Source organism: Arsenicicoccus piscis (assembly GCF_022568835.1).
Taxonomy (GTDB): Bacteria; Actinomycetota; Actinomycetes; order Actinomycetales; family Dermatophilaceae; genus Arsenicicoccus; species Arsenicicoccus piscis.
The window spans coordinates 53,262-78,624 of the sequence record NZ_JAKZHV010000004.1 but is presented as its reverse complement, the minus strand read 5'-3'; the positions used below and the strand labels follow the sequence as shown (position 1 = coordinate 78,624).

Below are 25,363 nucleotides of genomic sequence, written 5' to 3'. Positions count from 1 at the left end.
GCAGCAGGCTCGGGGCCGGCCGGCTCGGGTCAGCCTAGACGGCCAGGTGGCGATCCCTGGCTGAGCAACTCGGCTGCGCACGATCCGGTAGACCGTGCCGGGCCGAGCCTGTGGACAACTCCAGCCGACCGGGCCGAGGATCAGTCATAGTGAGTGCACGCAAACGCTGGCAAACCCATTAATCAGCGGCCCACTACACCGAACACGACCACCAGCAAGGAGCTCCCCATGAGTGCCCAGTTCCGCGTCGACACCGACCGCATCGTCGCCGCCTCCGGTGACGTCGCCCGCATCTCCGGCGACATCGAGGCCCAGGTGGCCACCTTGATGGCCCGGCTCACCGGTCTCCAGGACGCCTGGCAGGGGTCGGCCTCGGCCGGCTTCCAGTCGGTGATGGAGCAGTGGCGCGCCACCCAGGCCCAGGTGCGCGAGAGCCTCGACTCCATCAACCACCTGCTCGCCCAGGCGGGTGCGCAGTACGCCGAGACCGAGCAGGCCAACACGGCCATGTTTGCGCGGTAACCGCCGACGAGCGCCCCGACCAGCCCGTGCTACAGGCCGGCGGGCTCGGCCGGCGGGCTCGGCCGGCGGGTGCGCCCGGTCGGGCACGTCGGCCCGGCGCCGACCGCCGACACCGAGGGCGAGCAGCACGCCGGCGATGGTGATGACTCCACCGACGATGCCGAGCAGCGTCGGCGTCTCGCCGTTGTAGAAGAACGCCGCAACGGTGCCGATGGGCGGCACGAACATCGACCACGGGGCGACGACGGCCGCGCTGTGCCGCGACAGCAGCAGGTTCCAGATGCCGTAGCCCGCCATGGACGCGCCATAGGTCACGAACGCGAGCCCGCCGAGCGAGGGCCAGGTCAGGTGGGTGAGGGCGTGCACGTCGGCACCCCACCCCTCGAGCAGCAGCGACCCGACGAGGAGCGGCACCGGGGCGACGATCGCCGACCACACCACCAGCGAGAAGCCGTCGCGCGGTGGGCGGCGCCGAGTGAGCACGTTGCCGGTGGCCCACGACATCGCCGCCGCGATCGTCAGCACGAACGGCAGGGCCGGGGCGTCCGCGACGAACTGCCCACCCACGACCGCCATCCCGAGCACGCCGATGGCGATGCCGAGCAGCTGGCTCGAGGTGGGTCGCTCCCGCAGCAGCCAGGCCGCGATGGTCACCGTGAAGACCGTCTGGATCTGCAGCACGAGGGAGGCGAGCCCGGCCGGCATGCCGAGGTTCATCGCGGTGTAGAGCAACCCGAACTGCCCCATGGCCATGGTCGCCCCACAGCCGACGACCGTCTTCCAACCGTTGCCGGGTGGCCGCACGAAGAACACGGCGGGCAGCGCCACGAGGGTGAACCGCAGGGCCGCGAAGAGCAGCGGCGGGATGACCTCCATGCCGTACTTCGCCGCGACGAAGTTGACCCCCCAGATGAGCACGACGATCGTCGCGAGGCCGACGTCCTTGCGCGGCATCAGGTCCCCTCGCGCCGGCGGCGCACCCAGGCGGGCTCCGTGCCGTAGCGCTGGCTCGGGATCAGCCGTCCGGCTGCGCTGTCCTCGACCAGCTGGCGCATCCGCCGGTCGCGTGTGGCCTGCTGCTTGGCGTCCAGCACCCACCGGGTCGCCACCTGGCGGTAGGACGCGGTGGCGGCGTCGTAGAAGAAGGCGGCAGCCGCCGGGTCAGCACGCAGCAGCGCGTCGTAGTCGTCGGGCAGCGCCGCCCGGCCCTGCTCGTACGCGTAGATCCCAGACCGCTCCGGCCGTCGGCGCTCGAAGGCGGCCAGCCCGGCGGGGTGCATGCGGCCCTCGGCGACCAGACGTTCTACGTGGGCGATGTTGACCGCGCTCCAGGTGCTGGTGGACGAGCGCGGGGTCCAGCGCTGACGGCGCGAGTCCTCGTCGATGCCCTGCGACACCGAGTCGATCCAGCCGAAGCACAGCGCCTCGGGGACGGCCTGCTCCCAGGTCAGGCCGCGCGGCTGGACGTGTCGCTTGGTGAGGCCCATCCACAGCTCGGTGGCCTGGTCGTGGTGCTCGACGAGCCAGGCGCGGAAGTCCTCCGGTCCGTCGAAGAAGCGCGCCGGCCGCTGCGCCGAGCCGCCCATCCAGGTCCCCATGGGCGCCATTGTTCCTCCCTTGCGGCCGTCTCGGGCCGCCGTCCCGCAGACGGGACAGCCCACAGACGGGACAAGGCCCGATCCCTGACGCGGGATCGGGCCTTGTCGAAGGCAGGTGCTGGCGAGCAGCAGGCTCAGAAGCCCATGCCACCCATGTCGTCGCCGCCACCCATGGGGGCCGCCGGGGTCTTCTCCGGCTTGTCGGCGATGACGGCCTCGGTGGTGAGGAACAGCGCGGCGATGGACGCGGCGTTCTCCAGGGCCGAGCGGGTGACCTTGGCCGGGTCGATGATGCCGGCCTTGATCATGTTGACGTACTCGCCGGTCGCGGCGTTGAGGCCCTCGCCCTTGGGCAGGTTGCGGACCTTCTCCGCCACGACGCCACCCTCGAGACCGGCGTTGACCGCGATCTGCTTGAGCGGAGCCTCGGCGGCGACCTTGACGATGTTGGCGCCGACGGCCTCCTCGCCCTTCAGCGAGAGGGTGCCAAACGCCGCGTCGGACCTGGATCAGGGCCACGCCACCGCCGGCGACGATGCCCTCCTCGACCGCAGCCTTGGCGTTGCGGACGGCGTCCTCGATGCGGTGCTTGCGCTCCTTGAGCTCGACCTCGGTGGCCGCGCCCGCCTTGATGACGGCCACGCCGCCGGCGAGCTTGGCGAGGCGCTCCTGCAGCTTCTCGCGGTCGTAGTCGGAGTCGCTGCGCTCGATCTCGGAGCGGATCTGGGCCACTCGGCCGGCGATCTGCTCGGCGTCGCCCGCGCCCTCGACGATGGTGGTCTCGTCCTTGGTGACGACGACCTTGCGGGCGCGGCCCAGCAGGTCGAGGTCCGCGGTGTCGAGCTTGAGGCCGACCTCCTCGGAGATCACCTGGCCACCGGTGAGGATGGCGATGTCGCCGAGCATGGCCTTGCGGCGGTCACCGAAGCCGGGCGCCTTGACGGCGACGGACTTGAAGGTGCCACGGATCTTGTTGACGACCAGGGTCGACAGGGCCTCGCCCTCGACGTCCTCGGCGATGATCATGAGCGGCTTGCCGGACTGCATGACCTTCTCGAGCAGCGGCAGCAGGTCCTTGATCGAGGAGATCTTGGAGTTGGCGATGAGGATGTAGGGGTCCTCGAGGACGGCCTCCATGCGCTCGGTGTCGGTCACCATGTAGCCGGAGATGTAGCCCTTGTCGAAGCGCATGCCTTCGGTGAGCTCGAGCTCGAGGCCGAAGGTGTTGGACTCCTCGACGGTGATGACGCCCTCCTTGCCGACCTTGTCCATCGCCTCGGCGATGAGCTCGCCGATCTGGGGGTCAGCGGCGGAGATCGAGGCGGTCGAAGCGATCTGCTCCTTGGTCTCGACGTCCACGGCCATGCTCAGCAGCTCGCTGGAGACGGCCTTGACGGCCTGCTCGATGCCGCGCTTGAGCGCCATCGGGTTGGAGCCGGCGGCCACGTTGCGCAGGCCCTCGCGGACCATGGCCTGGGCCAGCACGGTAGCGGTGGTGGTGCCGTCACCGGCGACGTCGTCGGTCTTCTTGGCGACCTCCTTGACGAGCTCGGCGCCGACCTTCTCGTAGGGGTCCTCGAGCTCGATCTCCTTGGCGATGGAGACACCGTCGTTGGTGATCGTGGGGGCGCCCCACTTCTTCTCCAGGACGACGTTGCGGCCCTTGGGACCGAGGGTGACCTTGACGGCATCCGCCAGGATGTTCATGCCGCGCTCGAGGCCGCGGCGGGCCTCCTCGTCGAAGGCGATGATCTTGGCCATCGGGTGGGTTCCTCCCGCGTGGGACGTGTGTGGGTGCTTATCACTCTCACACTGAGAGTGCTAAGACCATGATTAGCACTCTCACCCTCCGAGTGCAAATGGTCGCGGGCGTGACGCGAGCACTCCGCGGGCCCGCGCCAGCACGGCGTGGTTGGCGCTCGACCAGGACGCCAGCGACCCCCGGTCGGCGACGTCACCGACGTCCTCGGGACGGGCATACCAGTAGCCCTGGGCGAGCGGCACGCCGAGCCGCACCAGCCACTCGTGCTCCTCCGGGGACTCCACGCCCTCACCGATGAGGTCGACGCCGAGCTCGCGCGAGAGCGAGACCACCCCATGACCACGGACCGTGCCGCGGTGGAGCGCGGCAGCACCGAGACGAACGAGCGGTCGATCTTGATCGCGTCGACGGGCAGCCGGATCAGGTAGCTGAGCGAGGAGTAGCCCGTGCCGAAGTCGTCGACGTGCAGCTTGAATCCCTGCTCGCGCAGCCGGTGCAGGGCGTCCAGGCCGCGGGTGCCCTGCTCGACCATCGCCTCCTCGGTGATCTCCAGGTGCAGCCGCGACGCGGGCACCTGCCGACCCCGCAGCGCACAGCGAGCTGGTCGATGGTCGCCGGGTTGGTGAGCAGCTGGGGCGGCATGTTGACGGCGATCGGCACGTCGACCAGCCGGCGCTCGGCCAGCTCGTCGACCGCCATGGCGAGCATCCAGTCGGTCAGCGCGGCCAGCCGGCCGGTGCGCTGGGCGAACCCGAGGACCGCGCTCGGCGAGCCGACCACGCCGTCGGCCACCCGCCAGCGCAGCAGCGCCTCGGTGGAGTGCACGGCGAAGGTGCGGGTGAACACCACCGGCTGCACGAACATCACGGCCGACTGCGGGCCCCAGCTACGAGCGATCAGCTGGTCGGCCTCGGGCTGGGACTGCACGGTGGCCCACATCGCGGGCTCGTATACCCGCCACGGGCGCCGCGCCTGCTTGGCCTCGTACATCGCGAGGTCGGCGCGCTGGATCAGCTCCTCGGCGCTGACGCCGGGCTGGGCCTGCGCGATCCCGATCGACGCGCCGATCTGGTAGACCCGCTCGTCAGCGGTGAATGGCTCGACGAGGGCCTCGTGGATGCGCTGCGCCACGTCCTCGACGGTGAAGGCGTCACCGACGTGGTGGCCGCTGGCGTCGTTGATCGACTTGAACCGGTCGAGGTCGATGAACAGGGCGGTCACCGAACCGCTGCCCCGACCACGAGCGGTGGCCTGCAGGACCAGCAGCTCGCCGACCTCCTCGAGCAGGCGGTGCCGGTTGGCGAGCCCGGTGAGGGCGTCATGGAAGGCCATGTCGTGCAACCGCTCCCGCAGCCGGTCCCGCTCGCTCACGTCACGGACGGACAGCACGAACTCGTCCCCGCGCGGGGTGAGCGAGGCCTCGAGCACCTGCTCGCCCCGCCGGCCCTCCACGAGCAGCTGGTCCCCGGCCCGGACGCTGGCGAGGGAGGCCAGCAGCCGGTCCTCGGCCACACCGAGCACCTCGTTGACCCGGTCACCCTCCTTGGGGACCCCCGCCTCGGCCGGGAGCAGGTTCTCCACGGCGGGTGAGACGTAGCGCAGCCGGCCGGCGTCGTCGCAGATCATGATGACGTCGGTGGAGTCCTGCACGAGGGTTCGGAAGTAGTGCTCCTGCTCGCGGCTGTGCAGGATCATCGTCGAGAGCCGGTGGTTGCCCACGACCTGACGGACGAGGAGCGCGATCGCGCAGCCGGCGGCGAGGACCAGCACCGGCAGCCGCTCCGCGTCCTGGTAGAACGTGAGGACGGTCGCGACCATCGCCACGACGATGGTGGCCAGCACGTACGGCAGGACGGGCGACGTCTCGATCGACTTGTAGTAGCGCGTCCGGTTGGACGCGTTGCGGTAGTTGAGCAGCTGCGCCAGCGCGGTCGGGATCAGCAGGAGGTGGAAGACCTTGGCCGCCGTCATGCCGTTGGGGAGCAGCCCCATCCCGTGCGCCGCGATGCAGCTCCAGGCCAGGACCCGGACCATCAGGACGGTCTGCGCGACGAGGCGGGCCGGGCCGGCGGTCGGCAGGGTCACCGTCAGCGTCCGCGACACCGCGTGGAACACGAACAGCGCGAGACTGACCTGGATGATGTCGAGACTGGTCCCAAGGGGGGTCGGTGGGTCCAGCACCACCAGCACCGGCAGCAGGCCGATGAGCGTGAGACAGCCGCCGATCAGCCAGGACTCGCTCAGCACCTCGACCCACGTCGTCATCGTCGAGTAGAAGACGAGCACGAGGCCGAGGGTCGCGATCTCGGTTGAACACCAGCGACAGGACCGTCTGGTCGAGCCAGATGCGCCCGCCGTCACCGACCACCGTGCCGGCGACGAGCATCCCCAGGCCGGCGGGGAAGGACGACCGCACCTCGGGAGCGCGGCGCCCGACCAGGAACGTGGGGACGAAGACGACGACGAAGACCCCGAGCACGACGGCAGCAGCCACCCCGCTCATCGCCACTCCCGTCCGCCGTGCCGGTGCCCCGCCGCGACCGGCCGGATCTGTCTCCCGAGCTTAGCCCGATCACAAAGAGTCACGCGGTCGATACACGATGTATGCACCTAGACGGGTGATTGGTGACCACTCGAGGCTGGTCAGGCCTCCCGCCGGGCCTCCCGATAGCTGGGGTAGACCGCGCCCCCGTCGGCGCTGCGGTCCACCGACGTGGCCGCCAGCATCGCGTGGACGATCGCCCGGGTGACGCAGTCGGCGCCCGCCTCGAGCACGGCGACCAGGTCCGGCAGCTCCGGGGTGGGCCGGGCTCCGGTCGAGACGGCGAACAGGGTGTCGCCGTCGACCATCGTGTGGACCGGCTTGAGGGCTCGGGCCAACCCGTCGTGCGCGATCCCCGCCATCTTCTGGGCCTGCGCCTTCGTCAGGGCGACATCGGTGGCCACCACGCCGATCGTGGTGGCCATCCCTGGCCGATGCGGCTGAGCTGGCTCCCCGTCGGACCCGCCGTCCAGCAGCCCACCGTCCAGCAGCCCACCGTCCAGCAGCCCGCCGTCCGCGAGCCCAGCGTCCGCGAGACCCGCCCGCTCCTCGTCCAGCAGCTGCGCGGCACCCCACAGGCGTCCGGTGCGCGGGTCGACGGCGTCCCCGGCGGCGTTGCAGACGACGAGGGCCGCCACGGTGGCACCCGACTCGAGCACGACCGACGCCGAGCCGATGCCGCCCTTCAGGCTCCCCGCCTTGGCGCCGGTGCCGGCTCCGACGCAGCCCTGGGCGACGGCCTCGGTGGTGCAGGCGAGCAGCGCGGCCCGGCCGTCCTCGGCGACCGGATGGTGACGCCACACCCCGCCTCGGCCGAGGTCGAAGACGATGGCGGCCGGCACGATCGGCACGACCTCGTCCGGTGCCCCCATGGGCCAGCCCACCCCCTGGCGCAGCAGCTCCTCGGCCACCCCGTCGGCCGCGGCGAGACCCAGGGCGGAGCCGCCGGAGAGGGCCAGGGCGTGCACCCGGTCTACGAGGTTGCGGGGGTCGAGCAGGTCCGTCTCCCGGGTGCCGGGGGCGGCACCGCGCACGTCCACCCCGGCGACCCCTCCCCCGTCAGGCAGGCGCACCACGGTGGTGCCGGTGAGCCAACCCGGCTCGTCTCGGGTGCGGTGGCCCACCGCGAGGCCGGCCACGTCGACCAGGGAGTTCGTCGGCCCCGGCCTCACGACTCCTCCCCGTGGTCGAGGAACCGGCGGTCGTCGTTGAGGTAGGCGTAGTAGAGCCCGATCATCAGGCCACCGCCGATGTAGTTCCCGATCAGGCAGACCAGCACGTTGCCGAGCGCGGCCGCGACGTCCAGCCCACCGTGCAGGCCGACGATGGTGAACAGCACGGTGTTGGCCACCGAGTGCTCGAACCCGAGGAAGGCGAAGATGAACACCGAGGTGATCATCGTCAGGCTGCGGGTGAGGTCGTCACGGATCACGCCGTTGTAGACCAGCAGCATGGCCAGGTTGATCATGAAGTTGCACAGCAGCGCCCGCATCAGCAGGTCCACCCAGCCACCGGGGCCGCTGGTGATGAACGCGAGCTTGTGCGAGACGGCGGTCTGCAGCTCGACCAGCGTGGGCCCCGACGTCAGCGTCGACGCGCGCAGGATGAGGGCGATCGTCAGGCCGCCGAGGAAGTTGCCGACCAGGCACATGGACAGGATCCGGAAGGCGCGCCACCACCCGGTCCGGTGGTGGTAGGCCCCGATCGTGACGATCATCATGTTCGAGGTCAGCAGCTCGGACTTGGTGTAGTAGATGAACACCAGCGCCCACCCGAAGGCCAGCGCCCCCGCGATCCGACCGATCGGCCGCAGGCTCGTCCCGCCGAAGCTCAACGTGTCGAACAGCTGCACCAGCGAGTAGTTCGTCATGTAGAGCAGACCGATGATGAAGCCCGCCATCATCGCCCGCTGCAGGTAGCGCTGCCGCATCTGCCCGGTCATCTGAGTCTTGGTCTCGAGCGCCTCGAGGACCGTGGAGATGAACTGCTTGCCCGGGAACAGGGCGCTGCGGCCGGTGCTCATCTGCGCATCGTGTCACAGGGCCGCAGCGGCAGCCCGCGCGGGCTGGCGAACCGGAGCGACTTCGCGCTGACCGGGTCGACGAAGGACAGCTCGGCGGCGAGCAGTTGCAACGGGTCGCGCACGTCCACGACCTGTCCCTCGTCCGTGACGAGCGGCGGGGCCTCCGGGCGCAGAGTCGGGTAGAGCGGGTCGCCGTCGATCGGGGCCCCGAGCCCGGCGAGGTGCACCCGCAGCTGGTGGGTGCGCCCGGTCACCGGCCGCAGCGAGTAGACCGCCCGGTCCCCCTCCGGAGCCTCGACAGCCCCCACCGCCTCCACCGCCTCCACCGCCTCGATGACCGTCTCGGCGTTGGGCGGGGCCCCGGCGACGACGTGGGCGCGCAGCTCGCCACGTTCCTTGGCGAGGTGGTCTCGGATCCGGTGCGGCACGACCAGGTCGGGCAGCAGCGGGGCGAGCGCGCGATAGCGCTTGGTGACCGCGCCGCGGGCGAACAACTCCTGGTAGGGCCGACGCCACCGTCGCTCGGTCGTGAGCAGCAGGACGCCGCTGGTCAGCCGGTCCAGGCGGTGCGCCGCAGTCAGCTCCGGCAGGTCGAGCTCGACCCGCAGCCAGGCGACCACCGTCTCGGCGGCGTGTTGACCGCGCGGGGTGACGGCGAGGAAGGGCGGCTTGTCCACCACCACGACGCGCTCGTCGCGAAACAGGATCGGGATCGGGAGCGGCACCCGAGGCTCGGGCTGCAGGTCGCGCTCGACGAAGAGGGTGCCCCCCGGCTTCGCCGGCTCGTCGGCTGCCACCACCCGGCCGTCCGGTGCGACGACCCCACCACGGGCGAGCAGGTCCAGCAACGACTCCTCGGCGAGCGGCAGACGTTTGCGCAGGTGGGCCAGCACGCTCTGACCCGGTGGGATCGCGACGGGGATGGTCAGCCGAGCGGCGTCCACACCCCGCCGCTGCGGGAGCGGCGAGCTCGGCCGAGGTCGACGCCCCACGTCAAGCCCGGCACCTCAGATCTGGACACCGAGGCGGCGGGCGGACCGGGCGCGCTGGCGCGAGGACCGCATCCGGCGCAACCGCTTCACCAGCAACGGCTCGGCCGCCAACGCGTCAGGGGTGTCGATCAGGGCGTTGAGCACCTGGTAGTAGCGGGTGGCGCTCAGGTCGAACAGCTCCTTGATCGCCGCCTCCTTCGCGCCGTCGTACTTCCACCACTGGCGCTCGAAGGCAAGGATCTGCTGGTCGCGCTCGGACAGGCCGGGGACGTCGTGCTGCCCCGCAAGGTCGACTGCTGCGCTCATGGGCTCATGCTACCGCCGGGAATGACACCGGTGTAGTTCCCCACCCGAACGGCCTACTCGGTGGTGATCGCCCGGAGCACGTCCAACCGGGCCGCCCGCATGGCCGGCCAGAGCGCTGCGAGGATGCCGACGATCACCGCGAGCACGAGGAACGCCGCGAGCTGAGCCCACGGGATGGCGAGCGCCGTCAGCCCCTGGTCGGCGAGCGAGCGCTGCAGCGCGAAGCCGAACAGCAGCCCGAGCAGCACCCCGAGCACCGAGCCGAGCAGCGCGATGATGACCGACTCGAGCCGGATCATCCGGCGCAGCTGCCCGCGTCCCAGGCCGATCGCGCGCAGCAGCCCGATCTCGCGGGTGCGTTCAATGACCGACAGCGCCAAGGTGTTGACGATGCCGAGGATCGCGATGACGATCGCCAACCCGAGCAGCCCGTAGATCAGGGCGAGCAGCTGATCGATGCCGGCGGCCTGCTGGTCGGCGTACTCCTGCTGGTCGGTCACCGTGACCATCGGCAGGTTCTTGACCGTGGCGTCCAGGGCCGAGCGGACGGCGGCCGGGTCGGCGCCGCTCGCGCGGTCGACGGCGACCAGGTTGTCGACGGCCGGCGCCCCGAGCGCGGCGGCCGTGTCGGTGGTGATCAGGGTCCCGCCGATCCCGCCGCCGTCCTCGGACTTGGCGGAGATGCCCACCACCTTCACCGGGACCGTGCGCCCGTTGACGGTGAGCTGCTGCGTGCTGCCCACGGCGTAGCCCTTGTCGGTCGCCTCCTGAGCGTCCACGATCACGGTGTCCTTGGTGAAGTCCGCGGCGGACCCGGCCTGCAGCTGCTGGGCGACGATCTTGTCGAAGCCGCCCGGGTCGATCGCCCTCAGGGTGGCGCGCTGCCCGTCGAACGCACCCTGCACGAACCGCAACCGGTGCACCGAGGCCACCCCCGGCACCTTCGCCATCTCGTCACCGACCGTGGTCGAGAAGCCGGCGTAGCTCACCCCGCTCGCGAGGTAGTCGGCACGCAGGTTCTTGCTGATCGCGTCGTGCGTGCTGACCTTCGCGGTGTTGCCGAGCACCGCCATGGCCGTGACGAGGGTCAGGCCGATCATCAGCGCGGACGCCGTGGCGGCGGTGCGGCGGGGGTTGCGGTCGGCGTTGAGCTCGGCGAGCTGACCGACAGTGCCGAACGCCTTGCGGTAGAACCGCCCCAGCGCCCAGGTGAGCGGTCGCCCGAGCAGCGGGCTCAGTGCCGCGACCCCGAGCAGGGCACCGAGCGCGCCGAGCCCGATCCAGGTGACCCGGTTGGCGGCCCCGGACCAGAACAGGCCGGTGAGCAGCGCGGCGAAGCCGAGGGCGGCGAGCACGCTACCGAGCGCGACCCGACGGCCGGTCTCGTTCTTGCCGGTCATCGCGTCGCCGGTCATGGCCGCGACCGGAGGCACCGAGCTGGCCCGGCGGGCTGGGAAGTAGGCTGCGGCCATCGTCACGAGCAGGCCGACGAGGTAGGAGGCGAGGATCGTGCGCGGGGCGAGCGAGATGCCCGCTCCCCCGACGTCGAGGCCGATCTGCTTGAAGATCGCGGTGATCGCGAGCGCGATGCCGACGCCGGCGAGCAGCCCCAACGTCGACCCGACCAGCCCCATGACGAGCGCCTCGAAGAGGACCGAGCGGCGCACCTGCGCGCGCGAGGCGCCGAGCGCCCGGAAGAGCGCCAGCTCACGGCTGCGCTGCGCCACCAGGATCGAGAAGGTGTTGACGATGAGGAACGAGCCGACGACCAGGGCGATGCCGGCGAAGACGAGCAGGAAGATGGTGATGAAGCCGGTGGCCTGCCCGACGACCTTGTTGATCTCGTCGGCGAGCTTCTCACCGGTCACGGCCTCGAGGTCGCTCGGCAGGACCTGGCCCACCGCGGTGGCGAGCTGGTCGACGTCCTGCCCCTGGTCGGCGGTGACCCACAGCCCCATGTAGGCGTCCTTTCCGCCGAGGAACAGGCGCTGCGCGGTCTTGGTGTCGAAGACCGCGTAGGTCGCGCCACCCGTGGAGGCCTGCGAGCCGTAGAGCGCAGTGCCGACGATCTTGGCGGAGATCGTGGCCTCCTTGCCGGTGGTCGCGATCTTCATGGTGTCGCCGAGCTGGTAGCCGCTGCGGGTCAGCGAGCCGGGGTCGATCGCGACCTCGCCCCAGGCCGTCGGGGCGCGGCCGCTCTTGATGACCAGCCCGGGCTGGTGGCCGAAGGCCGGGGCGTCGATGACGTTCATGCCGAGCGACGGCGGGCCCTGGCTGGCGAGGACCTTGCCGTCCTTGCCGATGAGGTAGGTGGTCTGGTCGGTGATGCTGCCGTAGGCGGACTGCACCCCCGGCACCTCGCGCACCTTGGCGAGCACCTCGGGCGAGATCTCGCGGACGACGCTGGTCTCGACGTTGTCGCCAGAGCCCTTGGCCTGCACGTTCACATCGGCGACCGAGCCGTTCATGATGCCGTTGAACGCGGTGCCGATCATGTCGGTGAAGATCAGCGAGCCGGACACGAACGCGACACCGAGGACGATGGCGAACGCGCTCATCAGCAGGCGCAGCTTGCGCCCCAGCAGGCTCTTCCAGGACGCGCGGAGCATCGCTCAGACCCCCGTTGCCGTCGCGCCGACGCGTCGCGCGCGGACCGTCTCGTCGAGGTGCGCCATGGTGCGCAGGACCTCCTCGCGGGTGGGCTCGAGCAGCTCGTCGACGATCTGCCCATCGGCGAGGAAGACGACCCGGTCGGTGTAGCTCGCGGCGACCGCATCGTGGGTGACCATGACGATGGTCTGCTCGAACTCGTCGACGCTGCGGCGCAGGAAGCCCAGCACCTCGGCCCCCGAGGTCGAGTCCAGGTTGCCGGTCGGCTCGTCGGCGAAGATGATCTGCGGCTTGCTGACCAGCGCTCGTGCGCACGCGACCCGCTGCTGCTGGCCGCCGGAGAGCTCGGACGGCTTGTGCTCGAGCCGGTCGCGCAGGCCCACCGTGTCGATGACGGTGTCGTACCACTCCTGGTCGGGCTGGCGCCCGGCGATGGCGACCGGCAGCGTGATGTTCTCGTGGGCGGTCAGCGTCGGGATCAGGTTGAACGCCTGGAAGATGAAGCCGACGCGGTCGCGGCGCAGCTCGGTGAGGTCCTTGTCCTTCAGCGCGCCGATCTCGACGTCGCCGATGCGGACCTCGCCCGCGGTGGGGGCGTCGAGGCCGGCGGCGCAGTGCATCAGGGTGGACTTGCCCGACCCCGACGGCCCCATCACGGCGGTGAACCGGCCCTGCTCGAAGTCGATGCTCACGCCGTCGAGCGCACGGACCTCGGCGTCGCCCTGGCCGTAGATCTTGGTGAGGTCCCGCGTGGCCGCGGCCGCCGGGCCGATCGGACGCGGCTGCCGCGGTGGCCGGGCCGGCTGGGCGGGCTGAGCCGGCTGAGTGGCTGGCGTCGCGACGGCCTTCGCGTCGACGGCCTGAGCGTCGCCGGCGCGCTCTCGGGGGTTGACCGGGCGGGGCGGCACCACCGGGTCGACGGGGGTGTTGCCGCGGGCATGACGACCTTGCGACCGACGCTGGAAGAGTCCCATGCAGCCCACGGTAGCGGGGCGCACTGACACGGCACCTCCGTGACGACCCCCACCGGACCCCTACCCGACCCCCTGTCGCCCCCCACCGACACCCCGACCGGGCCCCGAGGCTGCGACACCTTGGTTAGGGTGAGCGTCGTGCCACCGACCGCGCTGCCCGAGCTCGTCCACCCGACCTGGGTCCCCGCGCTCGAACCCGTGGCCGAGCACCTCACCGCCGCAGGCGAGTTCCTGCGGGCGGAGCTGGCAGACGGGCGGGGCTACCTGCCGGCCGGTCACCAGGTGCTCCGGGCGTTCTCCCAGCCGTTGCCGGACGTGCGCGTGCTCGTGGTCGGCCAGGACCCCTACCCCACGCCGGGGCACGCGGTGGGGCTGTCCTTCTCCGTGGCACCCGAGGTGCGCCCGATCCCGCGCAGCCTCGTCAACATCTACACCGAGCTGTCCGCCGACCTGGGCGTGCCGACCCCGACGTCCGGCGACCTCTCCCCCTGGTCCGAGCGCGGGGTGCTGCTGCTCAACCGGGTCCTCACGGTGGCGCCGGGACGCCCGGCCAGCCACCGCGGCAAGGGCTGGGAGCACGTCACCGCCGCCGCCATCAACGCGCTGGCGACCCGGGGCGGGCCGCTCGTCGCCATCTTGTGGGGCCGGGACGCGCGCAACCTCGCCCCGCACCTGGCCCCGGTGCCGTGCCTCGAGTCCGCCCACCCGTCGCCGCTGTCGGCGCACGGCGGGTTCTTCGGGTCGCGGCCGTTCAGCCGTGCCAACGCCGCCCTGCAGGAGCAGGGCGGCGAGCCGATCGATTGGAGCCTGCCGTGATCGCCAGCACCCCGAGGCCCTGGAGCCGCTACGTCGCGATCGGTGACTCGTTCACCGAGGGGATGTGCGACGACGACCCGGACCACGAGGGTCGCTACCTCGGGTGGGCCGACCGGCTGGCGCACCGGCTCGCGGTGGTCGCGGCCAAGGACGAGCGGACCTTCTCCTACGCGAACCTCGCCGTCCGGGGTCGGTTGCTCGCCGACATCGTCGACCGTCAGCTGCCCGACGCCCTCGCCCTGCAGCCCGACTTCGTGTCGATCGTGGCCGGTGGCAACGACAGCCTGCGCCCGAAGGCCGACGTCGACGCGCTCGCCGCCCGACTCGACGAGGCCGTGGCCTCGATCCGCGCGACGGGCGCCGACGTGCTGATGGCCACCCCCACCGACCCGCGCGGCGCACCCCTCGTCGGGCTGACCGCCGGCCGGGCCGCGATGTACATCGCCAACCTCTACACGATCGCGGCGCGCCACGACGCCTACATCCTCAACCAGTGGGGGCTGGACTCCCTCAAGGACTGGCGGATGTGGGCCCCCGACCGCATCCACATGACGCCCGAGGGCCACGCGCGCGTCGCCGCCGAGGCCTTCCACTCGCTCGGGTTCGCCGAGGGCGACGCCGACTGGCGGGTGCCGCTGCCGCCGATGGAGTCCCTGCCGCGGCGCGAGGCCGTGCGCGCCAACGCGCAGTGGGCCCGCACCTATGTCGGTCCGTGGGTGCACCGCCGGCTCACCGGTCGCTCGTCCGGCGACAACATCACCGCCAAGCGCCCCACCCTGGAGGTCGTCGACCCGCACCAGGAGCTCCCGGCGCCGAGGTTCTGAGCAGCTGGCCTCAGCCCTGACCGCGGACCAGGACTCAGCCCTGACCGCGGACCAGGACTCAGCCCTGGCCGCGGACCAGCCGCCGGGCGGGTCGGTGCCCCTGGACCGACGACACCAGGTCCAGCACCTGCCGGGTCTCAGCCACGTCGTGCGCGCGGTAGACCATGGCACCGTGCCACGCGCAGATGGCCGTGGCCGCCAAGGTGCCTGAAAGACGTTCCGCGACAGGCAGGTCGAGGGTCTCGCCGACGAAGTCCTTGCGGGAGAGCGCCGCGAGCACCGGCCAGCCCGGCGCGACGAGCTCGTCGAGCCGCCGGGTGACCTCGAGCGAGTGGCGCGTGTCCTTGCCGAAGTCGTGCGCCGGGTCGACGATCACCCGCTCCCGGTCCACCCCACGCGTCGTTGATGACGTCGGCGCCCGCCGCGCAGACGGCGGCCCCCACCTCGGCGCGCCAGGTGTCCACGCTGATCAGCAGGTCGGGGTGCTCCGCACGGACGGCGGCGACGAGGTCGACGACCCGGGCCTTCTCCTCCGCGACGCTGACGTCCGGGCCCTCGCCGGCCTTGACGCCGCCGATGTCGACCAGGTCCGCGCCGTCCCGCACCGCCTGCCGGACGCGCTCGAGAGCCTGGTCCAGCCCCCAGGTCACCCCGCCGTCGTAGAACGAGTCCCGGGTGCGATTGACGATCGCCATCACGAGCCGGTCGGTCGCGCCGTAGCACAGCCCCGCCCGCTCACCCCGACCGGGGCGCCAGTGGACGACCACCTAGTCCGAGCCGGTGAAGGACGCCTCACGCCGCTCGCGGAAGGCGGCGACTCCCTCGGAGAAGTCCTTGGAGCGCAACAGCTTTCCCTGCCCCTCGTCCTCGCGGGCCAGGGCACCGTCGAGGTCGGCGAGGGTGGCCGCGTTGATCGCTGCGGTCGTCGCCGCGTAGGCCCGCGTGGGGCCCGCCGCCAGGCTGGTCGCGAGCTGCTGGACGCGGCTCTCGAACGCCGCGTCGGGGGCGACCTCAGCGATCAGGCCCCACTCGAGCGCCGTGGGGGCAAGGACCTTCTCGGCCGTGAGCGCCATGCGCACCGCCCGCGCGCGACCGATCGACGCTGCGACGAGCAGCGTGGCCCCGCCGTCGGGCATCAGCCCGATCTTGCTGAACGCCAGCATGAACGACGCCGACTCGCGCGCCAGCACGTAGTCGCAGGCCAGCGCCAGCGAGCACCCCACGCCTGCGGCGACGCCGTTGACGGCGGCCACGGTGGGTCGGGACGAGTGCGTCAGGGCCCGGATGAGCCGGGCGGCCGCGTCGAGGGTGGCGGTGTCGGGGTCGTCACCCGCGATGTCGCCCGAGCCGAGGTCGGCACCGGAGCAGAAGCCGCGGCCCTCGCCGGTCAGCACGATCACGCGGGCGGCCGGGTCCTCGCCGAGGGCGACGACCGCGTCGGCGACGGCGTCGAGCATGGCCGGGTCGACGGCGTTGAGCCGCTCCGGCGCGGCCAGGGTGATGGTGGCGATGCCGTCGGCCGAAGTCACGACGACCTTGTCGGTGCTGAGCTCGCTCATGGTCGCGAGCCTAACGCGTCGTCGCCTGCGGCCTGAGCCACGGCCCCGGACACGATCAGGTCCTCGACCTCGTCGTCGCCAAACCCCCAGTGGGCCAGCACGGCTCGTGTGTCGGCACCGGCGGGGCGGGCCGGGGTCGGGTCGAGGCCGGGCGTCGCGCTGAAGCGCGGAGCGACGCGCGGCACCCGGTGGCCGTCCACCTCGACGAAGGTGTCGCGTGCGGCCAGGTGCGGGTGGTCGGGCGCCTCGCCGAGGGCGAGCACCGGGGCGACGCACGCGTCGGTCCCGGCGAAGTGCTCCACCCACTCGTCCCGGGTGCGCGTCGCGAACACCTCGGTGAGGACGCGCCGCTGCTCCGGCCAGCCGGACCGGTCGTACTGCGCGGTGACGAAGGTCACCCCGAGACCGGCGAGCAGCGCTGCGTAGAAAGGCGGTTCGAGCGGACCGATCGCCACGAACCGACCGTCGGCACACCGATAGCTGTCGTAGAACGGGCAGCCGCCGTCGAGCAGGTTGCTCCCCCGCTCGTCCGCCCAGCCGCTGCCCAGCAACCCGTAGACCAGGGTGAGCAGGCTCGCCGCCCCGTCCACCATCGCCGCGTCGACCACCTGCCCGACGCCCGTGCGGTGCCGGGACTGCAGCGCGGCGAGCACACCCACCACGAGGAAGAGCGTCCCGCCCCCGAAGTCGGCGACGAGATTGGCTGCTGGATAAGGCTTCTCGGGCGGTCCGGTGACGTGCAGCGCTCCGCTGAGGGCTGCGTAGGTGATGTCGTGACCCGCGGCCGACGCCAGCGGTCCGTCCTGCCCCCACCCCGTCATCCGCCCGTAGACCAGGCCGGGACTCCGCGCCAGGCACACGTCCGGGCCGAGCCCGAGCCGCTCCATCACCCCGGGACGCATCCCCTCGAGCAGCACGTCGGCCTGCTCGACCAGGCGCAGCACGGTGCTGCGCCCGGCCTCCGACTTGAGGTCGACGGCGAGGCTCGGCCGGCTGCGGTGCAGCGACGCCATCGGCGCGACGCCGCCCTCGGGCACGCCGACCTGGTCGGACCGGTCGACCCGGGCGACGTCCGCCCCCAGCTCGGCGAGCAGCAGCCCGGCGTAGGGCACCGGACCGAGCCCGGCGACCTCGACGACCCGGACGCCCTCCAGCGGTCCTGGCACGGACGGTCTACAGGAGCTCGAGGATGGTGGCGTTGGCCATGCCGCCGCCCTCGCACATGGTTTGCAGGCCGTAGCGAATCTTGTTGTCCCGCATGTGATGCACCAGCTGGGTCATGATCCGCGCGCCAGACGCGCCGAGCGGGTGCCCGATGGCGATGGCGCCGCCGTTGGGGTTGAGCAGCGACTCGTCCGCGCCGATCTCGGCGAGCCACGCCATCGGTACCGGGGCGAACGCCTCGTTGACCTCGAAGACGCCGATGTCCGACAGGGACAGCCCCGAGCGGTCCAGCACCTTGCGGGTGGCGGGGATGGGCGCCGACAGCATCATCACCGGGTCGTCGCCGGCGAGCACCCCGGTGTGGAAGCGAGCGATGGGGGTCAGGCCCAGCTCGGCGGCCTTCTCGGAGGTCGTCATGAGCAGCGCGGCCGCGCCGTCGGAGATCTGCGAGGAGTTGCCGGCGTGGATGACACCGTCGTCCTTGAAGACCGTCTTCAGCCCCGCCAGCGACTCGACGGAGGTGCCGCGGCGCAGCCCCTCGTCGGCGGTCAGGGTGGAGCCGTCGGGCAGCGGCACCGGGGCGAGCTGACCCTCGAGCCGCCCGTGGTCCACGGCGTCGGCGAGCTTGGCGTGCGAGCGGGCCGAGAACTCGTCGCACGCCTCGCGGGTCAGCCCCCAGCGCTCGGCCATCAGCTCGGCGCCGATGCCCTGGTTGAAGCCGTCGACGCCGTAGCGGTCGAGCATGGCCTGGGAGTAGGGCGAGCCGAGCTCCTTGACCGCCAGCGGGGCACCGAGCGGGATGCGGGTCATCAGCTCGACACCACCGGCGACGGCCACGTCGTACTGCCCCGACATGATCCCGGCGGCCGCGAAGTGCACGGCCTGCTGGGAGGATCCGCACTGCCGGTCGATGGTGGTGGCCGGCACGGTCTCGGGCCAGCCTGCGGCGAGGACGGCGTTGCGCCCCACGTTGAACGACTGCATCCCGACCTGCTGGACGCAGCCCCAGATGACGTCGTCGACGACCTCCGGGTCGACACCCGAGCGCTCGGCGAGCGCCGTGAGGACGTGGGCGGACAGGTCGGTCGCGTGAGCGTCGGCGAGCGACCCCTTGCGACGGCCTACGGGGGTGCGGACGGCCTCGACGATGACGGCGTCGCGTGCGGGCATGAGGGTCTCCTTGACTCGATCCTGTGGCCGCCAGTCTCCCCGGCGAGGGGTCCCGAGGCCAGCCCGAGGGGTGTGAGTTACCTCATCGGGTCGTCACTGAGCCGTCACTGGGCGGGCGCCGGCTCCAGCTCGCGCAGCCCCGGCACGACCTGCTCGGTGAGCTGGCGCAGGAAGCGCTCCTGGTCGGCCCCCGGCCCGTGGAACACCAGGTGGTTGAACCCGAGATCGGTGTAGAACCGGACCGCCTCCACCGCCTCCTCGGGCCGCGACGCCACGATCCAACGCTTGGCGACCTGCTCGATCGGCAGCGCGTCGGCGGCGGCCTCCATCTCGGTGGGGTCGTCCAGCGAGTGCTTCTGCTCGGCGGTGAGCGACAGCGGTGCCCAGAACCGGGTGTTCTCCAGGGCCTGCTCGGGGTCGGAGTCGTAGGACAGCTTGATCTCGATCATCTTGTCCAGCGCCGCGTAGTCCCGGTGCGCCTTCTCGGCGCCCTCGCGGACCGCCGGCAGCAGCTCGTCCTGGTAGAGCTCGCGGCCCTTGCCGGACGTGCAGATGAACCCGTCACCGCGGCGGCCGGCGTAGCGCGCCACCAGCGGACCGCCCGCTGCCACATAGACCTTCACCGGCTCCGCCGGTCGGTCGTAGATCGTGGCGTCCGTCGTGCGGTAGTAGTCGCCCTCGAACGTCACGCGCTCCTCGGACCAGAGGCGACGCATGAGGTCTACGGACTCGCGCAGGCGGGCGAAGCGCTCCTTGAACGCCGGCCACTCCCCCGTGACGGAGCCGACCGCCATCTCGTTGAGGGCCTCGCCGGTGCCGACGCCGAGCACGACGCGGCCGGGCGAGAGGCACCCGAGGGTCGCGAACGCCTGCGCGGTGACGGCGGGGTTGTAGCGGAAGGTGGGGGTGAGCACGGAGGTGCCGAGGGTCACCCGCTCGGTGCGGGCCCCCACGTGCCCGAGCCACGGGATCGCACTGGTGGCGTGGCCGCCGTTGTGCCGCCACGGCTGGAAGTGGTCCGCGACCCACACGCTGTCGAGGCCGAGCTCCTCGGCGAGGACGGCGTAGTCGGCCATCTCCCGCGGGGCGAACTGCTCGGACGACGCCTTGTAGCCGATGGTCAAGGTCATGCAGCCGAGCCTACGCGTGCCTGGCCGGTCGCACCCAGGGGGCGGTTGGGCCCGGCTGCGCGCTCTCCCCTCACCCGACGTCAAGCCCTATCGTGACGCCATGCCCGCACAGCGCCTGATGCCCGACGACGACGCGCAGGACCTCATCGACCTGACGCGTGCGATCTGCGCCGAGCGGCTCGCGCCCCGGGTGGACGCCGCGGAGGCGGCGCACGAGTTCCCGAAGGACACGTTCGCGCTGCTCGGACGGTCGGGGCTGCTCAGCCTGCCCTACCCCGAGGAGCACGGCGGCATGGGGCAGCCCTACGAGGTCTACCTGCAGGTGGTCGAGGAGATCGCCAGCGTGTGGATGTCCGTGGCCGTCGGGGTGTCGGTGCACTCGCTCACGATGTTCCCGCTCGACCGGTTCGGCACCGACGAGCAGAAGCGCACCCTGCTCGAGCCGATGCTCGGCGGCGACCAGCTCGGTGCCTACTGCCTCTCCGAGCTGCGGGCCGGCTCCGACGTCGCGTCCATGACGACGCGCGCCACCCCCTCCGCCGACGGCTCGAGCTGGCGGATCAAGGGGTCGAAGGCGTGGATCTCGCACGCCGGGCACGCCGACTACTACACGACCTTCGCGCGCACCTCCGACGACGGTGGTCGCGGCATCTCCTGCTTCATCGTCCCGGCCGACGCCGACGGCCTCGTGTTCGCCGAGCCCGAGCGCAAGATGGGTCTGCACTGCGACACCGTCAGCCAGATCCACTTCGAGGACGTCGAGGTGTCCGGCGACCGGCTCGTCGGTGCCGTCGGTCAGGGCCTGCCCATCGCACTCGCCGCGCTCGACTCCGGTCGGCTCGGGATCGCCGCTGCCGCAACGGGACTCGCGCAAGGAGCACTCGACCTGGCCGTGTCCTACGCGAAGGACCGGGTGCAGTTCGGGCGACCGATCGCCGACAACCAGGGCCTCGCGTTCCTGCTCGCAGACATGGAGGCGGCCGTCATGTCGGCGCGCGCCACCTACCTGCACGCAGCCCGCCTCAAGGACGCCGGTCGACCGGTCGGGCGGGCCGCGTCGGTCGCGAAGCTGATCGCCACCGACGCCGCGATGCGTGTCACCACCGACGCCGTGCAGGTCCTCGGCGGCGCCGGCTACACCACCGACTTCCCGGCCGAGCGGTACATGCGCGAGGCCAAGGTGACCCAGATCTTCGAGGGCACCAACCAGATCCAGCGACTCGTCATCTCTCGCGACCTGCTCAAGGAGACGTCATGAAGATCACCGACACCACCTCGGCGCTCGTCACCGGCGGCGGCTCAGGGCTCGGCGAGGCGACCGTCCGTCGGCTGCACGAGCTCGGCGCGGCCGTCGTGATCGCCGACCTCGAGAGCTCCCGCGGCGCTGCGCTGGCCGACGAGCTGGGTGAGCGAGCTCGCTTCGTGGCCACCGATGTTCGCGACGAGGCGGCGATGGGCGCTGCGGTGGCCGCCGCCAAGGAGCTCGGCGAGCTGCGCGTCGTCGTCACCTGCGCCGGCGTGGCCACCCCGGGTCGCATCCTGTCGCGGCGCGGTCGGCTGCCGCTCGAGACCTACCGCACCGTCCTCGAGATCAACTCCGTCGGGTCGTTCAATGCCCTCGCGCAGGGTGCGGAGGCGATGGTCGACAACGAGCCCGTCGACGGCGACCGCGGTGTCGTCGTGATGACCGCGTCGATCGCGGCGTTCGACGGTCAGGTGGGGCAGGCGGCCTACGCGAGCTCCAAGGGCGCCATCGCCGCCCTCACCCTCACTGCGGCACGAGACTTGGCGGACAAGCAGATTCGCGTCGTCACGATCGCCCCGGGCACGATGGAGACGCCGATGATGGCGGGCCTGCCGGCCGAGACCAAGGAGTCGTTGGCCGCGCTCGTCCCCCACCCGGCGCGCCTCGGGCGTCCCGAGGAGTACGCCCAGCTCGTCGAGGCCGTCGTCGCGCACCCGCTGCTCAACGGCGAGGTGATCCGGATGGACGGCGCCCTGCGGATGCCACCGCGCTGACGCTCCCTCGGACCGCGCGCGCTAGCGGGCGGACGGCTCGCCGCTGACGCCCACGGTCTTGCCGGCGAACCCCTCGGCGATCACGTCGATCGCCAGCTCGTAGCCCAGCGTGCCGCACCCGGCGATGACCCCCGCGGCCACGGCCGAGAGGTACGAGTGGTGCCGGAAGTCCTCTCGCGCATGGACATTCGAGATGTGCACCTCGATGAACGGCGCCTCGACCGTCACCAGCGCGTCCCGCAGCGCGACCGACGTGTGGGTCCAGCCGCCGGCGTTCATGACGACGCCGGCCACCGAGGTGCGCAGCTCGTGGATCCAGTCGATCATCTGACCCTCGTGGTTGGTCTGTCGGCAGTCCACCGTCATCCCGTAGCGCTCGGCGCGGCGCTCGCACCGCCGGTGCAGGTCCTCGAGCGTCTCGTGCCCGTAGATCTGCGGCTGACGCTTGCCGAGGAGGTTGAGGTTCGGGCCGTTGAGGATCGCGATCACGCTCACCGGCCCAGGGTACCCCGGGGGCATCGCGCGCGACCGGGCCTCCTACGCTGGGAGCAGGACAGCCGAGATACGGCCCACCGCACGAAGGAGCAAGGATGAGCAGCCGGATCCACCACGCCGGACTGGCCCAGAAGGTGATGTCGGGCGCGGACGCCGCCGCGATGATCCACCACGGCGACAACGTCGGGTTCTCCGGCTTCACCGGTGCGGGCTACCCCAAGGACGTGCCCCGCGCCCTGGCCGGGCGGATCAAGGCCGCCCACGACCGCGGCGAGGAGTTCCGGATCGGCGTCTGGACGGGCGCCTCGACGGCCCCCGAGCTGGACGGCGCGCTCGCCGAGGTCGACGGCATCTCGACCCGCGTGCCCTACCAGTCCGACCCGGTCACGCGCGCCAAGATCAACAGCGGCGACATCGACTACGTCGACATCCACCTCTCCCACCTCAACCAGTACGTCGAGCACGGCTTCATGGGCCGGCTCGACTTCGCGGTCGTCGAGGTCACCGCGATCACCCCGGGCGGGCGGCTCGTGCCGTCGGCGTCGGTCGGCTGCAACCGCACCTACCTGGACAAGGCCGACAAGATCATCCTCGAGGTCAACGCCTGGCAGCCCGCCGAGATCGAGGGCGTCCACGACATCTGGCGCAACGAGACCATCCCCAACCGCCACCCGGTGCCGATCCTGCACCCCGGCGACCGGATCGGCACGCCCTACTTCGAAATCGACACGAGCAAGGTCGTCGCCGTCGTCGAGACCGACGCCCCCGACCGCAACTCGCCGTTCAAGCCGATCGACGACACGTCGCGGGCCATCGCGTCGCACTTCATCGACTTCCTCAAGCACGAGGTCAAGAAGGGCCGGCTGCCCAAGAAGCTGCTCCCGCTGCAGTCCGGCGTCGGCAACATCGCCAACGCCGTCCTCGACGGGTTGCACACCTCGCCGTGGGCCGGCAAGGGTCTCGGGGCCTACACCGAGGTGCTCCAGGACGGCATGCTCGACCTGATCGACGACGGCACCTTCTCGGTGGCCTCGTGCACCGCACTGTCGCTCAGCCCCGAGGGCGTCGAGCGCTTCAACCGCGACGTCGTCGACTACCTCGACAAGGTCGTGATGCGCCCGCAGTCGATCTCCAACCACCCCGAGGTGGTACGCCGGCTCGGGGTCATCTCGTGCAACGGGCTGATCGAGGCCGACCTCTACGGCAACGTCAACTCGACCCACGTCATCGGGTCCCGGATCCAGAACGGCATCGGCGGGTCCGCCGACTTCACCCACCACGGCTACCTCACCACCTTCGTCACGCCGTCGACCGCCAAGGGCGGGGCGCTGTCGTGCATCGTGCCGATGGTCAGCCACGTGGACCACACCGAGCACGACGTGATGGTGATGATCACCGAGCAGGGGCTGGCCGACCTACGCGGCCTGGCTCCCCGCAAGCGCGCCCAGCAGATCATCGACCACTGCGCCCACCCCGACTTCCGGCCGCTGCTGCAGGACTACTTCGACCGCGCCTGCGCGGGCGCGTGGGGCCAGCAGACCCCGCACCTGCTGGGCGAGGCCTTCTCGTTCCACCAGCGTTTCATGGAGACCGGGAGCATGAGCAGCCGCTGACACGGCACGATGGGGTCGTGAGCCTTCTGGACGAACCCGGCGAGGTGCGGGGGCGGGGCCAGGCGAGACCGGTAGCCCTCCTCGGCGCGCTCGTGCACCGGTTGTGGCCGACGCACCCCCGCCGCTGGCGCGACGTGCCCGGCCGGCTGCGGCCGAGCCTCGCGCACATCGCGCGGCTGACCACGGCCTCGGTGATCGCCTACCTGCTGACGGTGGCGTTCACCGAGGGCAACCTCGACCTCACCGGCGCCCTGACCGCGCTGCTCGTCGTGCAGGCGTCGGGCGTGTCCACGCTGAAGATGGGCATGGTGCGCGTCGGCGCGGTCCTCACCGGCGTCACCGTAGCCGTCGTGGTCTCGTCCTGGTGGGGCCTCGCCTGGTGGACCCTCGGGCTCGCGGTGGCTGCCTCGCTGCTGCTCGCGAAGATCCTGCACCTCGGCGACCAGAGCCTGGAGACCCCCATCTCGGCGATGCTGCTGCTGCAGGCCCACGGCCACGAGATCGCCGTCGAGACCCGCATCCTCACCACCTTCATCGGTGCCGGCGTCGGCATCGCCTTCACCCTGCTGCTGCCGCCGTCGGTCCCGGAGCGGCCCGCGGCCACGGCGGTGCGCCGGGTGTCCGCGACCATCTGCGAGGCGCTGCGCGACGCCGAGGAGTCGATCGCCACTCAACCCATCACGGCCGAGCGGGCCGAGGAGTGGATGGGCCAGGCCCGCGCCGCGACCGCGCAGATCGCGGCCGCCGACGCAGCCATCGACCACCTCGTCGACGCCCGTCGCCTCAACGCCCGAGCCATCGGCCGGGCCGACCTGGCGCCGCGGCTGCGCGAGGGCCTCGCCACCCTCGAGCTGGTCGCCCTCGGCGTGCGCTCCCTGTTCGGCGTAATCCGGGCGGAGGCACCCGACGCAGGGGACGGTCTACGGGATGACTCCTACGGCGAGGACGTTCGGGCGGCCTTCGCGGTGGTCCTGTCCGACGTGGCCGCATCGGTCGAGGCCTACGCCGTGGTGGTCGACGCCCAGGTCACCGGCGAGTCCCCGCAGACCGAGGAGCTGCTCGCCGAGAACGTCGAGATCCTCAAGGAGACCCAGGCGATCCTGACCGAGCTGATGTTCGTCGACGCGCGGGCCGACACGTCGCTGTGGATGCTGCGCGGCTCGATCCTTGCCGCCGTCGAGAACATCCTCGGCCAGCTCGAGCGCGGCATGCGGTTCCAGCTGCAGGGCCCGCGCTGACCACCT

Annotated in this window: 21 protein-coding genes and 4 pseudogenes; 6 read left to right on the top strand and 19 right to left on the bottom strand. The window is 71.6% G+C overall.

Going from position 1 to position 25,363, the window contains the following annotated elements:
* Positions 1-144: 144 nt before the first annotated feature.
* From MM440_RS17615 to MM440_RS09085, 12 genes and pseudogenes are all read right to left on the bottom strand, one after another.
* Positions 145-1,476 (bottom strand): EamA family transporter, encoded by a 1,332-nt coding sequence (locus tag MM440_RS17615; protein ID WP_420914148.1) that lies wholly within the window; start codon positions 1,474-1,476, stop codon positions 145-147.
* The gene (locus tag MM440_RS09125) at positions 1,476-1,802 is read right to left on the bottom strand and encodes a YdeI/OmpD-associated family protein (protein WP_241444220.1); all 327 of its coding nucleotides are present in this window, start codon (positions 1,800-1,802) and stop codon (positions 1,476-1,478) included. The genes MM440_RS17615 and MM440_RS09125 overlap by 1 nt, the downstream gene beginning before the upstream one ends.
* Before the next feature lie 452 nt (positions 1,803-2,254).
* Positions 2,255-3,881: pseudogene (groL, locus tag MM440_RS09120) on the bottom strand (chaperonin GroEL).
* 81 nt (positions 3,882-3,962) lie between these two features.
* On the bottom strand, positions 3,963-4,214 hold the full coding sequence (locus MM440_RS17325) for an EAL domain-containing protein (RefSeq protein ID WP_284284684.1): 252 nt from the start codon (positions 4,212-4,214) through the stop codon (positions 3,963-3,965).
* A 65-nt stretch (positions 4,215-4,279) separates the two neighbouring features.
* A pseudogene (locus MM440_RS17610) lies at positions 4,280-4,414 on the bottom strand (EAL domain-containing protein); the annotation flags it as partial.
* A gap of 71 nt (positions 4,415-4,485) precedes the next feature.
* A pseudogene (locus MM440_RS17605) lies at positions 4,486-5,214 on the bottom strand (diguanylate cyclase domain-containing protein); the annotation flags it as partial.
* A 1,311-nt stretch (positions 5,215-6,525) separates the two neighbouring features.
* Positions 6,526-7,596 carry a P1 family peptidase gene (locus MM440_RS09110; RefSeq protein ID WP_241444005.1) on the bottom strand — a complete coding sequence of 357 codons (1,071 nt, stop codon included), beginning with the start codon at positions 7,594-7,596 and terminating at the stop codon, positions 6,526-6,528.
* Positions 7,593-8,447 (bottom strand): formate/nitrite transporter family protein, encoded by an 855-nt coding sequence (locus MM440_RS09105; protein WP_241444004.1) that lies wholly within the window; start codon positions 8,445-8,447, stop codon positions 7,593-7,595. Before MM440_RS09105 ends, MM440_RS09110 begins: the two co-directional genes overlap by 4 nt.
* Complete coding sequence (locus MM440_RS09100; protein WP_241444003.1) at positions 8,444-9,439, bottom strand: pseudouridine synthase; 996 nt, start codon at positions 9,437-9,439, stop codon at positions 8,444-8,446. Before MM440_RS09100 ends, MM440_RS09105 begins: the two co-directional genes overlap by 4 nt.
* A 15-nt stretch (positions 9,440-9,454) precedes the next feature.
* Entirely contained in the window at positions 9,455-9,745 is a 291-nt protein-coding gene (locus MM440_RS09095) for a DUF3263 domain-containing protein (protein ID WP_241444002.1), read from the bottom strand.
* A gap of 53 nt (positions 9,746-9,798) precedes the next feature.
* Positions 9,799-12,354: an ABC transporter permease gene (locus MM440_RS09090; RefSeq protein ID WP_241444001.1), complete on the bottom strand. Its 2,556-nt coding sequence runs from the start codon at positions 12,352-12,354 to the stop codon at positions 9,799-9,801.
* A gap of 3 nt (positions 12,355-12,357) precedes the next feature.
* Complete coding sequence (locus tag MM440_RS09085) at positions 12,358-13,128, bottom strand: ABC transporter ATP-binding protein (protein WP_241444219.1); 771 nt, start codon at positions 13,126-13,128, stop codon at positions 12,358-12,360.
* Between the two features lie 339 nt (positions 13,129-13,467).
* Here MM440_RS09085 and MM440_RS09080 point away from each other — a divergent pair, with 339 nt between their 5' ends.
* Entirely contained in the window at positions 13,468-14,145 is a 678-nt protein-coding gene (locus MM440_RS09080) for a uracil-DNA glycosylase (RefSeq protein WP_241444218.1), read from the top strand.
* Positions 14,142-14,969: an SGNH/GDSL hydrolase family protein gene (locus MM440_RS09075; protein WP_241444000.1), complete on the top strand. Its 828-nt coding sequence runs from the start codon at positions 14,142-14,144 to the stop codon at positions 14,967-14,969. Before MM440_RS09080 ends, MM440_RS09075 begins: the two co-directional genes overlap by 4 nt.
* A gap of 58 nt (positions 14,970-15,027) precedes the next feature.
* Here the strand turns inward: MM440_RS09075 and MM440_RS17315 are convergent, their stop codons facing one another.
* The 6 genes and pseudogenes from MM440_RS17315 to fgd all read right to left on the bottom strand — a co-directional run bounded on the left by MM440_RS17315 (position 15,028) and on the right by fgd (position 19,992).
* A complete protein-coding gene (locus MM440_RS17315) occupies positions 15,028-15,360 on the bottom strand; it encodes a dihydropteroate synthase (RefSeq protein ID WP_338155629.1) in 333 nt (110 codons plus the stop codon).
* A gap of 69 nt (positions 15,361-15,429) precedes the next feature.
* Positions 15,430-15,664: pseudogene (locus tag MM440_RS17310) on the bottom strand (dihydropteroate synthase); the annotation flags it as partial.
* Between the two features lie 72 nt (positions 15,665-15,736).
* Positions 15,737-16,528, bottom strand: a complete 792-nt coding sequence (locus tag MM440_RS09065; RefSeq protein WP_241443999.1) for an enoyl-CoA hydratase-related protein — start codon at positions 16,526-16,528, stop codon at positions 15,737-15,739.
* Positions 16,525-17,694: a CaiB/BaiF CoA transferase family protein gene (locus MM440_RS09060; protein WP_241443998.1), complete on the bottom strand. Its 1,170-nt coding sequence runs from the start codon at positions 17,692-17,694 to the stop codon at positions 16,525-16,527. The genes MM440_RS09065 and MM440_RS09060 overlap by 4 nt, the downstream gene beginning before the upstream one ends.
* Positions 17,695-17,701: 7 nt before the next feature.
* Positions 17,702-18,862 (bottom strand): thiolase family protein, encoded by a 1,161-nt coding sequence (locus tag MM440_RS09055; RefSeq protein WP_241443997.1) that lies wholly within the window; start codon positions 18,860-18,862, stop codon positions 17,702-17,704.
* A gap of 104 nt (positions 18,863-18,966) precedes the next feature.
* Positions 18,967-19,992, bottom strand: coding sequence for a glucose-6-phosphate dehydrogenase (coenzyme-F420) (fgd, locus tag MM440_RS09050; protein ID WP_241443996.1), 1,026 nt, complete (start codon positions 19,990-19,992; stop codon positions 18,967-18,969).
* Between the two features lie 100 nt (positions 19,993-20,092).
* Here fgd and MM440_RS09045 point away from each other — a divergent pair, with 100 nt between their 5' ends.
* Positions 20,093-21,250 carry an acyl-CoA dehydrogenase family protein gene (locus tag MM440_RS09045; RefSeq protein WP_241443995.1) on the top strand — a complete coding sequence of 386 codons (1,158 nt, stop codon included), beginning with the start codon at positions 20,093-20,095 and terminating at the stop codon, positions 21,248-21,250.
* On the top strand, positions 21,247-22,011 hold the full coding sequence (locus tag MM440_RS09040) for an SDR family NAD(P)-dependent oxidoreductase (protein WP_241443994.1): 765 nt from the start codon (positions 21,247-21,249) through the stop codon (positions 22,009-22,011). The genes MM440_RS09045 and MM440_RS09040 overlap by 4 nt, the downstream gene beginning before the upstream one ends.
* Positions 22,012-22,032: 21 nt before the next feature.
* On the opposite strand, the gene aroQ is transcribed toward MM440_RS09040, so the two are convergent.
* Positions 22,033-22,530 (bottom strand): type II 3-dehydroquinate dehydratase, encoded by a 498-nt coding sequence (aroQ, locus tag MM440_RS09035; RefSeq protein WP_420914147.1) that lies wholly within the window; start codon positions 22,528-22,530, stop codon positions 22,033-22,035.
* Between the two features lie 71 nt (positions 22,531-22,601).
* Between aroQ and MM440_RS09030 the strand changes: the two genes are divergently transcribed.
* Both MM440_RS09030 and MM440_RS09025 read left to right on the top strand, forming a co-directional pair.
* Positions 22,602-24,119: an acetyl-CoA hydrolase/transferase family protein gene (locus MM440_RS09030; RefSeq protein WP_241443992.1), complete on the top strand. Its 1,518-nt coding sequence runs from the start codon at positions 22,602-22,604 to the stop codon at positions 24,117-24,119.
* A gap of 17 nt (positions 24,120-24,136) precedes the next feature.
* Entirely contained in the window at positions 24,137-25,357 is a 1,221-nt protein-coding gene (locus tag MM440_RS09025) for an FUSC family protein (RefSeq protein ID WP_241443991.1), read from the top strand.
* Positions 25,358-25,363: the final 6 nt, after the last annotated feature.

What these genes read in the sequence shown, in the direction of transcription:
- MM440_RS09090 (WP_241444001.1), bottom strand. Translation starts at nt 12,354, where the DNA reads ATGCTCCGCGCGTCCTGGAAGAGCCTGCTGGGGCGCAAGCTGCGCCTG.
- aroQ (WP_420914147.1), bottom strand. Translation starts at nt 22,530, where the DNA reads ATGCCCCCGGGGTACCCTGGGCCGGTGAGCGTGATCGCGATCCTCAAC.
- MM440_RS09105 (WP_241444004.1), bottom strand. Translation starts at nt 8,447, where the DNA reads ATGAGCACCGGCCGCAGCGCCCTGTTCCCGGGCAAGCAGTTCATCTCC.
- MM440_RS09095 (WP_241444002.1), bottom strand. Translation starts at nt 9,745, where the DNA reads ATGAGCGCAGCAGTCGACCTTGCGGGGCAGCACGACGTCCCCGGCCTG.
- MM440_RS09030 (WP_241443992.1), top strand. Translation starts at nt 22,602, where the DNA reads ATGAGCAGCCGGATCCACCACGCCGGACTGGCCCAGAAGGTGATGTCG.
- MM440_RS09040 (WP_241443994.1), top strand. Translation starts at nt 21,247, where the DNA reads ATGAAGATCACCGACACCACCTCGGCGCTCGTCACCGGCGGCGGCTCA.
- MM440_RS09125 (WP_241444220.1), bottom strand. Translation starts at nt 1,802, where the DNA reads ATGCACCCCGCCGGGCTGGCCGCCTTCGAGCGCCGACGGCCGGAGCGG.
- MM440_RS17615 (WP_420914148.1), bottom strand. Translation starts at nt 1,476, where the DNA reads ATGCCGCGCAAGGACGTCGGCCTCGCGACGATCGTCGTGCTCATCTGG.
- fgd (WP_241443996.1), bottom strand. Translation starts at nt 19,992, where the DNA reads ATGACCTTGACCATCGGCTACAAGGCGTCGTCCGAGCAGTTCGCCCCG.
- MM440_RS09045 (WP_241443995.1), top strand. Translation starts at nt 20,093, where the DNA reads ATGCCCGCACAGCGCCTGATGCCCGACGACGACGCGCAGGACCTCATC.
- MM440_RS09055 (WP_241443997.1), bottom strand. Translation starts at nt 18,862, where the DNA reads ATGCCCGCACGCGACGCCGTCATCGTCGAGGCCGTCCGCACCCCCGTA.
- MM440_RS09065 (WP_241443999.1), bottom strand. Translation starts at nt 16,528, where the DNA reads ATGAGCGAGCTCAGCACCGACAAGGTCGTCGTGACTTCGGCCGACGGC.